Below are 13,989 nucleotides of genomic sequence, written 5' to 3'. Positions count from 1 at the left end.
TGCTCGCGAAGAACTCCACAACAACGCGTCCCTTCAGGATGGGCGCGTTATCGTTGGCGACCTTCGCGAGCAAGCTCGCTCCTACGGGTGATAATCAGCTCTGTGTGGGAGCGATCATCAGCAGAGGTTAGCGAACACCGTCCTGGCGCAGGGCCGCTGGGGTGAAGTCGCTGGTGCTGGCGGTGAAGCCAAAGTCATAGGCCTGCTTCTCTTCGTTCTTCATGCCCAGTGCCAGGTAACGGCCGGACTGCAGGTCGTAGAGGGTTTCCAGGGCGTACCACGGCACTTGCTTGTCGTAGTAGTTCTCGGCATGGGCTTCAGCAACACGCCACAGTTGGCCACGACCGTCGTAGTGGTCGATCACCGCCGCTTGCCAGGTGTCTTCGTCGATGTAGAAGTCACGCTTGGCGTAGATGTGGCGCTGGCCTTCCTTCAAGGTGGCGACCACGTGCCAGACACGGCGCAGCTCGTAGCGAGCCAGGTCCTGGTTGATGTGGCCAGCCTTGATGATGTCGGCGTACTTGAGCTTGGGATCGTCGACCTTGTAGCTGTTGGAGGCGATGTAGATTTCTTTCTTGCCTTCCAGCTTCCAGTCGTAGCGGTCTGGCGCACCGTTGTACATGTCGAGGTTGTCGGAGGTGCGCAGGCCATCGGCGGCAGTACCCGGGCCGTCATAGGACACTTGCGGAGCCCGACGCACGCGGCGCTGCCCGGCGTTGTAGACCCAGGCCGAACGCGGCTCTTTGACCTGGTCCAGGGTTTCGTGCACCAGCAGCACACCACCGGCCAGGCGCGCTGGCGCAGTCACTTGCTGCTTGAAGTAGAACAGCACGTTGCCTGGGTTTTTCGGATCGAAGTCCTTCATCTTGTCGCGGAACACGAACTGGTCGCGGAAGTACACCAGGCTGTAGGAACCGTTGGTTTGCGGGGTGGCCTGGGTGACCAGGCGGGTGACGCTGCCGCCGCGATAACGGGTGATGTGGTTCCAGATCACTTCAACGCCGCTCTTGGGAATCGGGAACGGGACGGCGGTTTCGAAGTTTTCCAGGCCGTTGCCGCCGGACACCAGGTTGGTGGTGGTGGCGTTTTTCTTGATCGAGGCAAACACCTCAGCCGGCACGGTGGCACCGCGATGGGTCGGGTACACCGGCATCTTGAAGCTGTCCGGGTAACGCTTGAACATCGCGTATTGCCCGGGGGCCAGCTTGTCTTTGTATTGCTCGACGTTCTGCGCGGTGATGGTGAACTGCGGTTGCTCGCTGGCATACGGGTTGGCGAGGAAACCACGGGCGTCGACCGCGCCGGCATTGGTAGGCAATGGCGACCATTTTGGAATGGTGCCAGCCGCGTTACCCGCCATCTCGGCGCCCATCGGGGTCAGGGTCGTGCCGAGCTTGGCGGCTTCATCTGCCGAGACTGCCGCCATGACGTTACTCGCCAGGATCGACAGCCCAAGCACACCCACGTGCAACAGACTTTTTGTTATTTTCATGCTCTGGTCTTCCTGAATACATGCCACTTGAAAAGAGTGTGCTTAGAAGTTGGCGCCGAAGCTCAAGGCGACAAAGTCGCGGTCATCCACGGTGCTGAACTTGCCACCAAAGAAGTTGGTGTACGCCAGGCTCGCGGTGTAGGTGTTCTGGTATTCGGCATCCAGGCCCAGGCTGACCGCCTTGCGACCTTCTTCAAAGTTGCCGCCAGGGCCTGGCGAGTAACCTTTGACGTCATGGGACCAGGCCACGTTGGGCTTGAGGTTCACGCCCGCGAACACATCCGGGTATTCCCAGATGGCACGGGCACGGTAGCCCCAGGACGTTGCGGTGGTGTAACCGTCGTTATTGCAGTTGGTGTTCAGGCCGGCAGCGTTGGGCAAGCCGGCGCCGTTGGCGGTGGAGTTGTTGAGGGCGTTGCAGAACCCACCTGGCAGCGTGCCTGGGCCGAACACTGGGTCGCGGCCGTAACGAGCCTGGGATTTGCTTTCGAGGCCGCCCACGTGGGTCACGCCGATTTCACCGACGGTGGTGAGGCGGCTGGCGCCCATGACCTGGTCGAAGAAGTGCGTGAAGGTGGTCTGGAACTGGGTGACTTCCTTGCGGTTGTAGCCGTGCAGGTCCTGGCCCGGCGTGCCCTTGAGCACGGACGCATTGCCAAAGCCTGGGATCGGCGTGACACCGGCGAACAGAATGTCAGTGGTGCTCAACTGCACCGGCGCATTCGGACGGTAGCTCAACTCACCGCTCCAGGCGGTGCCGGTAGGCAAGGTGGTGGAGAAGCTCAGGCCGTAGAGGCGGATATCTTCCGGGTACTCGACGAAGTAATTCGAGCTGCCCGCCACGATCAACGGCCGCAAGGCTCCCAGTGGCCCCAGCGGACGCGTGTAGGCCGCCGATGGCGCGCCCTGTGCACTGAAGATCGGCGCACGGCTGTGGTAGTTCATGAAATACGCGCCGAACTCAGTATCCAGCGGTTCGAAGTTGTAGCGCATGGCCACGCCGAACTGGCCGCTGTCGCGTGCATCACGGTCCGGCCCACGGCGCACCAGCACGCCTTCGCTGTTGACGTCCACACCCAAGGCACCCAGGGTCGGCAGGGCGGCGGCAGGAATGGTGGAACGCTTGTTCAGTACCCGCAGGTTATTGCTGCAACCATCGGAGATCACGTCCGGCTGCGAGAAGAACGTGCCGCAGTTATCGGTCACGGTCTGGTCCCACTCCAGCTGGTAAAACGCCTCGGCCGACAGGTTGTCGGTGAGCGACTGGGACACGTAGAACATGTTCACCGGGATCAAGCCTTCCTTGATCTCGGCCCCCGGACGGCGAAACGCCGACACGTCGATCGGGTTGATGGAGTTGATGCCGCCGCCGATGAAGGTACTTTCGCCCCAGCTCACCACCTGCTTACCAAAACGCACGGAACCCGGCGCATCGGCAATGGAATAGTTGTGGTAAACGAATGCATCGAGAATCTGCCCGCCCGAAGACTTGGCGCCTTCCTTGCGGTTGTTGTCGCTGATGTCCTTGAACGGACGGCTTTCGTCCTTGAGTTCAAAGTCGTACCAGTACTTGCCCCGCACAAACACACCGGTGTCGCCGTACTTCAGTTCCAGGTCGTGGATGCCCTTGAAGATCTTCGAGAAGGTCTCGCCGCGCTTGAAGTTCAAGTGGCCGTCATCGGAGGTCTGGGACAGGCCCTTGCCGCCGTTGTTGGCACCGATCAGGTCACGATTGGGTTTGGCTGTGGACCAGCTAGCGCCCACGGAAAGCGACGAGTCAAAGCTCCCTTCGATTTCACCAATGTTGAAACTGACGCCGAATGCCGGCCCGGCGAGCGTAGAAGCGAGGCTGACGGCCAGGGGCAGTCTTGCCCGGCGCCAGAACTGGTTTACTGAGGTCATCGACGCTACTCCATGTGCATATTTTATTGTTATGGCAGTGAGCCCTTTCTTCAGATGTAACGGCCGGGATACAACGATTCCAATGCCGCATCGCCACCGAGCCTCCATGGCTCGAAGCGCAACATCCGCGAAAAACTCTGAAAGGGACTATAGCCAGAGGGGGGTAGTGCTTGATCCCTCTAAAGTGTGATTTGCATCACCAACCTGTCTGCCACAACCCTTTCGCCACGCCGACGAAGGTCGACGCGGGAAGGATGGCTGAAATTCGGCAAATCACAAGTAAAGGCTTGATATAGAGCATTGCCGCGCCCGACCGGGCGCGGCGAGAGGGTTTAGAGCGTGGACAGGAACGTGCTGTTGTTGGCCTGCCACTCGATGATGTCGACGCGGATACGTTTCTTGTCGAGTTTGCCGACACTGGTCTTGGGAATTTCAGTAACAACGGCGATCTGGCTCGGGATCGCCCACTTGCTCAAATGGCCCAGCTCGACAAAAGGCTTGAGGTGTTCCTTGAGCTCTCGCGCATCGATCACATGCCCTTCACGCACCACCAACAAGGCGAAGGGCCGCTCGCCCCATTGCGGATCGGCAATGCCCACCACTGCCACTTCCCGCACCGCCGGGTGACGACTGACCAGGTCCTCCAGAGCCAGGGAGGAAATCCATTCGCCGCCGGTCTTGATCACATCCTTGATGCGGTCACGGATATCAATCACGCCGAAGGCATCCAGCGTGGCCACATCACCGGTGTGCAACCAACCACCGGCCCAGAGTTCGGCGCCCTTTTGCGGCTCTTTGTAGTAACCCTCGGTGAGCCACGGCGCGCGCAGCACCAATTCGCCCTGGGTTTCGCCATCGGCGGGCAGGAAACGACCGTCGGTGTCCATGATTGCCGCCTCAACCAACGGCCCCGGCACACCGGCCTTGATGCGGTAGGTGGTGCGCTCATCTTCGCTGCCAGCCATCAGCTCTTCGTTGAGGTGAGCACAAGACACCAGCGGTCCAGTCTCGGACATACCATACGCGGCGGTCAGTTGAATGCCCCGAGCCTTGGCGGCTTCGTACAGCGAACGATTGAGGGCGCTGCCGCCGATGACGATTTTCCAACCGCCGAAATCCACGTTCTGCGCAGCCTTGGCGTTGAGCACCATTTGCAGGATGGTCGGCACACAGTGGGAGAACGTCACCTTCTCCTTGCGCCACAGTTCTACCAGGTATTCCGGGTCGTAGCGGCCAGGGTACACCTGCTTGAGCCCGAGCATGGTCGCCACATACGGCAAGCCCCAGGCGTGTACGTGGAACATCGGCGTGATCGGCATGTACACGTCGTTGGTGCCCAGCAGCCGCACGCTGTCGACGCTGCCCATGATGGTCGCCACGCCAATGGTGTGCAGCACCAGTTGCCGATGGGTGAAGTACACACCTTTGGGGTTACCGGTGGTGCCGGTGGTGTAGAACGTGGTGGCGACCGAGTTTTCGTCAAAATCCTCGAAGTCATAGCTGGGGCTGGCGGCGGCCAGGAGGGTTTCGTACTCACCGACAAGATTGGGTAGCTCGGCGGTGTGGATGTCACCATCGGTAATCAATAAGGTCTTGTCGACAGTAGTGAGCTGCCCGGCAATCGCCTGGTAGAGCCCCACGAACTCACTGTTGACCAGCACAAAGCGGTCTTCGGCGTGGTTCATGGTGTACAGAATCTGCTCCGGCGACAGCCGCACGTTAATGGTGTGGATCACCGCACCAATCATCGGGATGGCAAACATGCACTCCAGGTAACGGTGGCTGTCCCAGTCCATCACCGCCACGGTATCACCGGCCTTGACCCCGGCGTCAGTCAGCACATTGGCCAGGCGCGCAACGCGCTCGATCAGCGTGGGGTAGCTGTAGCGCAGCTTGTCGCGATAGATAATTTCCCGGGTCTTCTCGTAGCGAGTCCCGGACATCAACAGGCGCTTGATCAACAGCGGATATTGGTACGCACCTTCGGCGGGCGGGATAACACGGGTCTGCAACATAAGAATCCCTTTAATGACTGCACGGTCTTGGCTTGAAGACCTGCACTGTAGAGCGCTTATGTTTCAGCCAAATCAGCCAAAGGAATGATTTGCAGGAGCCAGCAAATGCTAGCGTTACGCCATTATCTGGACATCATGGTGCTCCAACAATCGACGGCAACCACGATGCGAAGCGAGTCGCTCTTGATCTGCTCTTGCTCTGCTTTTGATCTTGATCTCAAGCGCCCCGTCAAACCACGCTGGCCGGAATTCGACAGGGATTTGGGGGGTAAACCGGCAGGGATGCCGGTTTAGCCGCCCCGCGCCATGGATGGCGCGTGGCGGCGGCCCCCCAAATCACTGGCGGATTACGGGTACACCGAGCCTAGGCGAGGTGCCGAGTGGTGGGGCAAGAGCGTTTTGCTTACTTTTGCGCTGTTCAAAAGTGAGCCGCCGTCAGGGCGGAACCCTAAGTGGCCGTTACCGCAACAATGGATATGTACACAATCCAACTGTGCTGACTGCCAGGCCGCCTTCGCGAGCAAGCCCGCTCCCACAGTTGGATCGTGAGGCGTCAGGTAGATAGGTGTCGGCTGTCAGACCGTCATCGCAGGCAAGCCAGCACCCACAGTTGGATCGTTAGGGTGTCAGGTAGGCAGGTGTCGGCTGGCAGGCCGTCATCGCAGGCAAGCCAGCTCCCACATTTTGTCCCTGCCCGCTTGAATGAACGCGCTTACTTCATGCTGGTGAAGGCCAACTTCACCCCAATGGCAATCAACACCGCGCCCATGGTCCGATCAAACCAATGCCCCATCCGCGCAAACCCCGCACGTACACGCTGCTGGCTGAACAGCATGGCCACCAGGCAAAACCACAACGCCGTGGCCACCGCCAGGTACACCCCATAACCGGCCTGCACCGCCAGCGGTGTGTGCGGGTTGATCACCACGGTAAACAGCGACAGGAAAAACAACGTGGCCTTGGGGTTCAAACCATTGGTCACAAAGCCCGCAGTAAACGCGCCACGCGGGGTGCGCTCACCCGCTTCACGGTGCAACTCGCCCTCGGCCGCAGGCTTGGCCGGCTGGGCACGCAGGGCCTTGAAGCCGATGTACAGCAGGTACGCCGCTGCCGCCCATTTCAACGCATTGAACAGCACAATGGACTGGGACACGATCAAGCCGATACCCAGCAACGAGTAACCCACATGCAGGAAAATCGCCGAACCGACGCCCAGTGCCGTCCATGTGCCGGCGCGGCGGCCATGGGTCACACTCTCACGCACCACCACGGCGAAATCCGGGCCGGGGCTGGCCACCGCCAGCAAGTGAATCAAGGCCACGGTCAAAAACTCGGCGACGTACATGCTCACTCCATTAAGTAACTGATTATTTCATCTGATAGGCTCGGCAGATTACGCCTTCGAACCTCGTCGCAAAAGGTACAGTTGATCATGAACAATCGCCGCGCCGTCTTCCTCGACCACCCTTCCCTGGACTTGGGCGACCTCGACCTCAGCGGTTTACATGACTGCTTCAGCCAGTTGCAGCTGTTTGAACAGACCACGCCAGAAAATGTGATGGAGCGCTTGCAGGGCGCCCAAGTCGCCATCAGCAATAAAATCCCGCTCACGGCCCACACCCTGGCCGCCTGCCCCGAGCTCAAGCTGATCCTGGTATCGGCCACCGGCACCAACAATATCGACCTTGAAGCGGCCCGCGCCCACGGCATCACCGTGAGCAACTGCCAGGGCTATGGCACGCCGTCGGTGGCCCAGCACACGATCATGCTGTTGCTCAACCTCGCCACGCGCTTGAAGGACTACCAACAGGATGTAGCCGCGGGCAAATGGCAGCAGGCCAAACAGTTTTGCCTGCTGGACCATCCCATCGTCGAACTGGAAGGCAAAACCCTCGGCCTGCTCGGCCACGGTGAACTGGGCAGTGCAGTGGCGCGTCTGGCCGAAGCGTTCGGCATGCGCGTGGTGCTCGGCGCGATCCCTGGGCGCCCTGCCCGCGCCGACCGTGTGCCGCTGGATCAATTGCTGACCCAGGTCGATGCGCTGACCCTGCATTGCCCACTCAACGAGCACACCCGCGACTTTATCGGCGCTCGTGAACTGGCGTTGCTCAAACCCGGCGCGTTTATCGTCAACACCGCACGCGGTGGTTTGATCAACGAACAGGCCCTGGCCGACGCATTGCGCAGTGGTCATCTTGGCGGCGCGGCGACTGATGTGCTGAGCGTCGAGCCGCCAGTCACGGGTAATCCGCTGCTGGCTGGAGACATTCCACGCTTGATCGTCACGCCCCACAACGCCTGGGGCAGTCGCGAAGCACGCCAGCGCATCGTCGGCCAGCTCACGGAAAACGCCCAGGGCTTTTTCAGCGGCGCCCCGCTGCGCGTCGTCAGTTGATAAACTGCGCCCCTTTTCAAGGAGCAGACTATGGATCCGCGCAGTGAAGTACTGCTTCGCCAGGCCGAACTTTTTCAAGGCAACCTGCTGCTCGTAGGTTTGCCTGCCGACGATTTGCTTGGGCGCCTGCCCAATGCCCACGGCTGGTGCTGGCATGCCGGTGACCAGGCGGCGCTCGATGCGCGCTTCGCCGAACGCAGCCAGTTTGGCGTGACGGTGCCCGAGCGCGCCTTTGATGCGGCGGTGATTTTCCTGCCCAAGTCCAAGGACCTCACCGACTACCTGCTCAACGCCGTGGCTGCGCGCCTGCCGGGCGCCGAGCTGTTTCTGGTGGGCGAGAAAAAGGGCGGTATCGAAAGCGCCGCCAAACAGATGGCTCCGTTCGGCAAACCGCGCAAGCTTGATAGCGCACGGCATTGCCAGTTGTGGCAGGTCACCGTCGCCAACGCACCGCAAGCCGTGGCGCTTGAGAGCCTGGCGCAAGTCTTCGACGTACCGCTGGCCGAAGGCCCGCTGAAAGTGGTGAGCTTGCCAGGTGTGTTCAGCCATGGCCGCCTGGATCGCGGCACCGAGTTGTTGCTGGAGCACTTGGACAAACTGCCCAGCGGCAACCTGCTCGACTTCGGATGCGGCGCCGGCGTATTGGGGGCCGCGGTCAAACGCCGCTACCCGCATAACACGGTGACGATGCTGGATGTGGATGCCTTCGCCGCCGCCAGCAGTCGCCTGACGCTGGCAGCGAACGGCCTGGAAGCCGAGGTGTTGACCGGTGACGGTATCGACGCGGCGCCCATGGGTTTGAACGCGATTTTAAGCAACCCGCCGTTCCATGTCGGCGTGCACACCGATTATTTCGCTACGGAGAACCTGCTGCGAAAAGCGGCGAAACACCTGGCAAAAGGTGGCGAACTTCGCCTGGTTGCCAACAGTTTCCTGAAGTACCAACCACTGATCGAAGAGCATTTGGGCATCTGCGCAATCAAGGCCGAAGGCAATGGTTTTCGCATCTACCGTGCCAAGCGCCCCTGACGTGCGTTTGAAAAAGAACGCTTGCCGAATGGGTTTTGCCTAGGCAGAATCCGCAGCGTCCTAGGGGAGTAGTCTCCCACGAGCGCCATGCTCGTCCGGCATACGTCAACATACTTGGTCAGCAGACCATGGCGTATGCGACCCAGGAGTCCGCACAGACGGACCGGGGTTTGACAAGACCTATGACACGCACACCTTACCCGGGGCGGGAAGGCTGTACGTGTCATAGCCGTGTCGACCCGCCCCTGGAAACTACCTGATGCTGGATTCACTACTCGTTCCTACCGCAATCGTTGCCTTGGCCGAAATCGGCGACAAGACGCAACTGCTCGCACTCATCCTTGCTGCTCGCTTTCGCAAGCCCTGGCCGATCATCGCCGGCATCGTCGCCGCCACCCTGGCCAACCATGCGGCGGCCGGTGCCGTGGGCGCCTGGTTCGGGAGTTTCTTCTCGGATGCGGTGCTGCACTGGATCCTCGCCGCAAGCCTCTGCGCCACAGCGCTGTGGACCCTGGTGCCGGACAAACTCGATGATGACGAAGCCAGTACTACCCGTAAGTTCGGGCCCTTCCTGACCACCCTGATTGCGTTCTTCCTCGCCGAAATCGGCGACAAGACCCAGATCGCCACGGTGATGCTGGCGGCGCAATACCCGGAACTGTGGCTGGTGATTATCGGTACCACCCTAGGCATGTTGATTGCCAACGTACCAGTGGTGCTGGCGGGGAATTTTGCCGCGGATAAACTGCCGCTGACCTTGATTCGTCGCTTGGCGGCTACGGCGTTCTTCGTGCTGGCGATTGTTGCGGTGTACAAGGCCATGCAAAGCAGCGGCTGGATCTAAGCCCTGATGCCTGTAGGAGCGAGCTTGCTCGCGAAAAACTCACCGGCGCCGCGTTTATTCAGGCAACACGCGTTATCGCTGACGTTTCTCGCGAGCAAGCTCGCTCCTACACGGCGTCGATCAGGACTTCTTGGCCTGCTGGTAAAGCGGCATTACCTTCGGAATCGCCGCCTGCAGCGACGCGATGCGGCTGTCGGAAGCCGGGTGAGTGCTCATGAATTCCGGCGGTGCGCCTTCCGAAGCCTTGGCCATCTTGTTCCACAGCGTGATCGCCGCGTTCGGGTTGTAGCCAGCGCGGGCGGCCAGTTCCAGGCCGATCAGGTCGGCTTCGTTTTCATTGCTGCGGCTGTTGGGCAAGGTCATGCCGTAGTTGGCCACGGTATCGGCCAGCGCCAGGCTGTCCTGGCCGAGACCGAATATTGCCCCGGCGCCCTGTTTGGCCATCTGGATACCGTAGGCCTTGGACATGGCTTCGCGGCCGTGTTCACGCAAGGCGTGGGCGATTTCATGGCCCATTACCGCAGCCAGTTCGTCATCGGTGAGCTTGAGGTTGTCGATCAAGCCGCTGTACACCAGGATCTTGCCGCCAGGCCCGCAGTTGGCGTTCATCTCATCACTTTTGATCAGGTTTACGTCCCAGTTCCACTGGGCGGCATCCGCACGGAAGGTCGGAGCCTGGGCGATCAGGCGCTTGGCAATGGCTTGCACGCGCTTGGCGTTGGCGCTGGTCTTGTCCAACACCCCTTTGCTGCTGGCTTCACCCAGAGTCTGCTGATAAGACTGGGCATACATCTGGTCGACTTCCTGACTCGACAGCATGCTGAACATGTACTGCTTGCGCTCTACCCCAACGGCGCCGCCGCTGGTGGTATTGACCGACTGACAACCCGCCAGCAGCATCGCTGCAACCAAACCGCTTACCACCAATGACTTCTTCATGAACACGCTCCCTGAAAACATGGCGCGTATCGTAGGCGGTCATTTGTATCTGCGCCAGATACACCAGACGTTTAACCGCTGAATTTCAGATACATCCGAACGCGGAACCACTGGCAAAGCTCACGCCGGGGTCAGGCACTCCGGCCCGTTGAGCTTCGGATCGTTGACCATATTGGCCAGCACCCGCTCGCGCAACACGGCAGGCTCAGCCGCCAGCAGGCCCTGCAACACAGGCAGCGGTGTCGCTGGGTCTAGCCAGGCGGCCTGCCCCGCCGCGTCCAGGATCAATGGCCGGCGCTGATTTTGCGCTGCTTGGGTAATCACCGCCGTGCTGAGCCATACCTGCTCCTGCACCGGATACGCTTCCCACACCGCGGCAAAGAACAGCGTTGAGCCCTCCCCCGGCGTGAGCCAGTACGGGCGCTTGCGCTGGGTGCCGCGCCATTCATAAAAGCCATTGGCGGGCAGCAGGCACCGGCGCTGGCGGAACGCTTCACGAAACATCGGTTGTTCGGCCAGGGTTTCGGCGCGGGCGTGGGCCGGGGTGCGCGACAGGTCGGTGAGCCAGGGCGGCGTCAGCCCCCAGCGGGCACGCGCCAGGGTGAGCTGGCCCTCGCTCAGGCGCTGGATCAGCACCGAATCATTGGGGGAAATGTTCCACTGGGCCTGCTGATCGGCGGGGAAGCCGGGCAAGGCAGCAAAGGCAGGGTTCCAGCGAAACAGGGCATAACGTCCACACATGGGGCAACACGACTCTTGGGGTAAACCGACCGACAGCCTAACAGACCAATACGTCGGGGAAGCTGTCGGGTTCGTCGCCGGGCAACGGTTGTGCGCCGATATAGGCAGTGATCAGCTCGCGGGCGCTGGCGGCCTGGTCATTGTCGACCTCCAGCCCCAGCAAGCCGAATATCGGCAACTCGCCCGTGCCGCCGAGCAAATGGCGCCCCACCAGGTGCGCCTCGATGCCTTCACTGGCAAGCATCTGCTGCAGCAACTCGCCCTCCATGAGGTTTTCCGGTTCGTAGATTCGCTGCATGGGCGTACCTGTTATTCATTTTCGCTGCGGGTTTCAAGCATCCACTCTTCACCATGGACTTGAAGGCTGAACGAGATCGGCCGGCAACACACTTGGCAGTCTTCTATATAGGTCTGGTCCCCGCCAGACAAATCCACCGTTGTCTCGACCGCTTCGCCACAATAAGGACAATCGTACATCGCAGTTTCCAGCATCGCAGTCTCCCAGGTGACTTGTGCGTATAATCGCCGGTCTATTTACAGGGCTATTTCCGGCAGAGCCAGTTTACTCACGCCGCCCCTGCTATTTCCTTTACTTACCCTAGCCGTTTCTAACAAGAGAGCATGATGGGCGAATTCGATACCATCCGACCTTACAACGACAGCGAAGTCCCGGCAGTGCTGGCGCGTCTGTTCAGTGACAAGGCCTTTCTGGACATCCTGACCCACTTCCGCTTCCCGCGCTTTGCCGGCGCCCTGGGCTGGCTGCTCAAACCGATGATCGCGCGCAAACTGCGCCGCGAGTTCGCGGGCGTCACCACCGTGGCCACGCTGCAGGACAAAGTCGAGTACTACGTCGACCACACCATCGACCGGGCGACCGACGGCGTGACCTATACCGGCGTCGAGCAACTGAAATCCGGCACCGCCTACCTGTTTCTGGCCAACCACCGCGACATCGTGATGGACCCGGCCTTCGTCAACTATGCCGTATACCACGCCGGCCTGCCGACGCCACGCATCGCCATCGGTGACAACCTGCTGCAAAAGCCGTTTGTCAGCGACCTGATGCGCCTGAACAAGAGCTTCATCGTGCACCGTTCGATCACCGGGCGAAAGGAGAAGATGGCGGCTTACAACCTGCTGTCGGCCTACATCAACCATTCGATCCGCAACGACTGCCAGTCGATCTGGATCGCCCAGGCTGAAGGCCGGGCCAAGGATGGCGATGACCGTACCGAATCGGCGATCCTCAAGATGTTCCACGTCAGCCGCAAGGACGAGCCGTTTGCCGAGGTGATCCAGTCGTTGAACCTCACGCCGGTGTCCATCAGCTACGAATACGACCCGTGCGATGCCGCCAAGGCCCGCGAGCTGTATATCCGCGCCACCACTGGCACCTACACCAAGGCACCGGGCGAGGATGATGTGAGCATTGCCCTGGGCATTACCGGCTATAAAGGCCGGGTGCACGTGAACTTTGCGCCGCCGATCACCGAGCGCTTTGAAGACACCAAGCTGCTGGCCGCGGAAATGGACCGGCAGATCCTGGGCGGCTATCGGTTGTTCCCGGTGCACTACCTGGCGTACGCGCAGTGGAGTGATGCCGACCCGCAACTGCAGGTGCCCAAGGCCGCGGACGTGTTCCCGGCCGATGAGTTGGCCAAGGCCAAGGCGGAATGGGAGCGGCGCTTGAACGAGTGCCCGGCGGAGCACCGGCCTTACCTGGTGGTGCAGTATGCGACGCCGGTACGCAACCAATACCGAGTCAAGGCTGGGATACCTCTGTAAACACCCAACCCAAATAGGTGAGCAGGCCAGTGTGGGAGCTGGCTTGCCTGCGATAGCCATAGGTATCTACACAACTTCGATACGACGCTGGACCTGTGGCAAGGGAGCTTGCTCCCGTGACGGCCTAACGCCCGGCGCCTATCTCCCTGGCGCCCCAGAATCCAAATGTGGGAGCTGGCTTGCCTGCGAAGACGGCCTGACAGTCAACACAGTTGGACCGTGTACATATCCATTATTTAGGTAACGGCCACTTAAGGTTCCGCCCTGACGGCGGCTCACTTTTGAACAGCGCAAAAGTAAGCAAAACGCTCTTGCCCCACCACTCGGCACCTCGCCTAGGCTCGGTGTGCCCGTAATCCGCCAGCGTGGTTTGACGGGGCGCCTGAGATCAAGATCACAAGCAGATCAAGATCAAGAGCGGCTCGCTTCGCATCGTGGTTACCGTTGAGCGCTACAGAATTGTGTAGATACCGATGCTGCGATAGCGGTGGTTCAGTTAAAGATTCACTAGCTGACACACCGCCTTCGCGGGCAAGCCCGCTCCCACATTGGGTTTTGCAGTGGCATTAGAGGTGGGTGCTGAGCCAGGAGATGGCCAGGGCCAGGCCAAGGCAGGCGAACCCGACGCGGTACGCCAGACGATGCGCCCGTTCGGTGTGCGTATCCAGAAACAACATCGGCTGGTCGATAGCGCGCTCTTCGCTGCGCAGGGCCAGGTCGGCCATTGCACGCTGGGCATGCAGGCGGGTGATGAACAGCACCCAGGCGCCCGAGCAGGCAACCAACAGGGCAACAATATTAATGAGCAGTGCGGGCAGCGCCATCGCAAACCTCGGTGAACCAG

14 protein-coding genes and 1 riboswitch are annotated in these 13,989 nt (G+C 60.6%); of the genes, 5 read left to right on the top strand and 9 right to left on the bottom strand.

Annotated elements, in window-relative coordinates; all coding sequences use genetic code 11:
- Positions 1-127: 127 nt before the first annotated feature.
- The 3 genes from MF6394_RS04110 to MF6394_RS04100 all read right to left on the bottom strand — a co-directional run bounded on the left by MF6394_RS04110 (position 128) and on the right by MF6394_RS04100 (position 5,409).
- Entirely contained in the window at positions 128-1,492 is a 1,365-nt protein-coding gene (locus MF6394_RS04110; protein ID WP_003188642.1) for a DUF1329 domain-containing protein, read from the bottom strand.
- 42 nt (positions 1,493-1,534) lie between these two features.
- Positions 1,535-3,394 carry a DUF1302 domain-containing protein gene (locus tag MF6394_RS04105; RefSeq protein ID WP_003188640.1) on the bottom strand — a complete coding sequence of 620 codons (1,860 nt, stop codon included), beginning with the start codon at positions 3,392-3,394 and terminating at the stop codon, positions 1,535-1,537.
- 332 nt (positions 3,395-3,726) lie between these two features.
- Entirely contained in the window at positions 3,727-5,409 is a 1,683-nt protein-coding gene (locus MF6394_RS04100; protein ID WP_078466215.1) for a fatty acid--CoA ligase, read from the bottom strand.
- A gap of 105 nt (positions 5,410-5,514) precedes the next feature.
- Between MF6394_RS04100 and MF6394_RS04095 the strand changes: the two genes are divergently transcribed.
- Positions 5,515-5,703, top strand: a complete 189-nt coding sequence (locus MF6394_RS04095) for a hypothetical protein (RefSeq protein WP_078466214.1) — start codon at positions 5,515-5,517, stop codon at positions 5,701-5,703.
- 418 nt (positions 5,704-6,121) lie between these two features.
- Here MF6394_RS04095 and MF6394_RS04085 read toward each other — a convergent pair whose 3' ends face one another.
- The gene (locus MF6394_RS04085; RefSeq protein ID WP_003188636.1) at positions 6,122-6,754 is read right to left on the bottom strand and encodes a LysE family translocator; all 633 of its coding nucleotides are present in this window, start codon (positions 6,752-6,754) and stop codon (positions 6,122-6,124) included.
- Between the two features lie 84 nt (positions 6,755-6,838).
- Here MF6394_RS04085 and MF6394_RS04080 point away from each other — a divergent pair, with 84 nt between their 5' ends.
- The 3 genes from MF6394_RS04080 to MF6394_RS04070 all read left to right on the top strand — a co-directional run bounded on the left by MF6394_RS04080 (position 6,839) and on the right by MF6394_RS04070 (position 9,677).
- Complete coding sequence (locus tag MF6394_RS04080) at positions 6,839-7,804, top strand: 2-hydroxyacid dehydrogenase (RefSeq protein WP_044273857.1); 966 nt, start codon at positions 6,839-6,841, stop codon at positions 7,802-7,804.
- Between the two features lie 30 nt (positions 7,805-7,834).
- Complete coding sequence (locus MF6394_RS04075) at positions 7,835-8,833, top strand: class I SAM-dependent methyltransferase (protein WP_034134882.1); 999 nt, start codon at positions 7,835-7,837, stop codon at positions 8,831-8,833.
- Between the two features lie 50 nt (positions 8,834-8,883).
- A riboswitch (yybP-ykoY riboswitch) is annotated at positions 8,884-9,005 on the top strand.
- Between the two features lie 87 nt (positions 9,006-9,092).
- The gene (locus MF6394_RS04070; RefSeq protein ID WP_078466212.1) at positions 9,093-9,677 is read left to right on the top strand and encodes a TMEM165/GDT1 family protein; all 585 of its coding nucleotides are present in this window, start codon (positions 9,093-9,095) and stop codon (positions 9,675-9,677) included.
- A gap of 120 nt (positions 9,678-9,797) precedes the next feature.
- On the opposite strand, the gene MF6394_RS04065 is transcribed toward MF6394_RS04070, so the two are convergent.
- The 4 genes from MF6394_RS04065 to MF6394_RS04050 form a co-directional block, all read right to left on the bottom strand.
- Entirely contained in the window at positions 9,798-10,616 is an 819-nt protein-coding gene (locus MF6394_RS04065) for a M48 family metallopeptidase (RefSeq protein WP_014716953.1), read from the bottom strand.
- A gap of 120 nt (positions 10,617-10,736) precedes the next feature.
- On the bottom strand, positions 10,737-11,357 hold the full coding sequence (locus MF6394_RS04060; RefSeq protein WP_044273725.1) for an SOS response-associated peptidase: 621 nt from the start codon (positions 11,355-11,357) through the stop codon (positions 10,737-10,739).
- Positions 11,358-11,394: 37 nt separating this feature from the next.
- Positions 11,395-11,655 (bottom strand): putative signal transducing protein, encoded by a 261-nt coding sequence (locus tag MF6394_RS04055; protein ID WP_003188624.1) that lies wholly within the window; start codon positions 11,653-11,655, stop codon positions 11,395-11,397.
- Between the two features lie 11 nt (positions 11,656-11,666).
- Complete coding sequence (locus MF6394_RS04050; RefSeq protein ID WP_078466211.1) at positions 11,667-11,849, bottom strand: CPXCG motif-containing cysteine-rich protein; 183 nt, start codon at positions 11,847-11,849, stop codon at positions 11,667-11,669.
- A 132-nt stretch (positions 11,850-11,981) separates the two neighbouring features.
- Here MF6394_RS04050 and MF6394_RS04045 point away from each other — a divergent pair, with 132 nt between their 5' ends.
- The gene (locus MF6394_RS04045; RefSeq protein WP_169918829.1) at positions 11,982-13,145 is read left to right on the top strand and encodes a 1-acyl-sn-glycerol-3-phosphate acyltransferase; all 1,164 of its coding nucleotides are present in this window, start codon (positions 11,982-11,984) and stop codon (positions 13,143-13,145) included.
- Positions 13,146-13,711: 566 nt separating this feature from the next.
- On the opposite strand, the gene MF6394_RS04035 is transcribed toward MF6394_RS04045, so the two are convergent.
- Entirely contained in the window at positions 13,712-13,969 is a 258-nt protein-coding gene (locus MF6394_RS04035) for a hypothetical protein (protein WP_047712603.1), read from the bottom strand.
- Positions 13,970-13,989 lie beyond the last annotated feature (20 nt).

It is taken from the genome of Pseudomonas sp. MF6394, from assembly GCF_002018845.1.
In the GTDB taxonomy this organism is placed as follows: Bacteria; Pseudomonadota; Gammaproteobacteria; order Pseudomonadales; family Pseudomonadaceae; genus Aquipseudomonas; species Aquipseudomonas lactis.
Note: the sequence above shows the minus strand (reverse complement) of the source record. Positions and strands in the feature narration are given on the sequence as shown.

Excerpts from the sequence above, each read along its gene's own strand:
- MF6394_RS04065 (WP_014716953.1), bottom strand. The coding sequence starts at position 10,616 with ATGAAGAAGTCATTGGTGGTAAGCGGTTTGGTTGCAGCGATGCTGCTG.
- MF6394_RS04100 (WP_078466215.1), bottom strand. The coding sequence starts at position 5,409 with ATGTTGCAGACCCGTGTTATCCCGCCCGCCGAAGGTGCGTACCAATAT.
- MF6394_RS04075 (WP_034134882.1), top strand. The coding sequence starts at position 7,835 with ATGGATCCGCGCAGTGAAGTACTGCTTCGCCAGGCCGAACTTTTTCAA.
- MF6394_RS04095 (WP_078466214.1), top strand. The coding sequence starts at position 5,515 with ATGCTAGCGTTACGCCATTATCTGGACATCATGGTGCTCCAACAATCG.
- MF6394_RS04105 (WP_003188640.1), bottom strand. The coding sequence starts at position 3,394 with ATGACCTCAGTAAACCAGTTCTGGCGCCGGGCAAGACTGCCCCTGGCC.
- MF6394_RS04110 (WP_003188642.1), bottom strand. The coding sequence starts at position 1,492 with ATGAAAATAACAAAAAGTCTGTTGCACGTGGGTGTGCTTGGGCTGTCG.
- MF6394_RS04045 (WP_169918829.1), top strand. The coding sequence starts at position 11,982 with ATGGGCGAATTCGATACCATCCGACCTTACAACGACAGCGAAGTCCCG.
- MF6394_RS04050 (WP_078466211.1), bottom strand. The coding sequence starts at position 11,849 with ATGCTGGAAACTGCGATGTACGATTGTCCTTATTGTGGCGAAGCGGTC.
- MF6394_RS04035 (WP_047712603.1), bottom strand. The coding sequence starts at position 13,969 with ATGGCGCTGCCCGCACTGCTCATTAATATTGTTGCCCTGTTGGTTGCC.
- MF6394_RS04060 (WP_044273725.1), bottom strand. The coding sequence starts at position 11,357 with ATGTGTGGACGTTATGCCCTGTTTCGCTGGAACCCTGCCTTTGCTGCC.
- MF6394_RS04070 (WP_078466212.1), top strand. The coding sequence starts at position 9,093 with ATGCTGGATTCACTACTCGTTCCTACCGCAATCGTTGCCTTGGCCGAA.
- MF6394_RS04085 (WP_003188636.1), bottom strand. The coding sequence starts at position 6,754 with ATGTACGTCGCCGAGTTTTTGACCGTGGCCTTGATTCACTTGCTGGCG.
- MF6394_RS04055 (WP_003188624.1), bottom strand. The coding sequence starts at position 11,655 with ATGCAGCGAATCTACGAACCGGAAAACCTCATGGAGGGCGAGTTGCTG.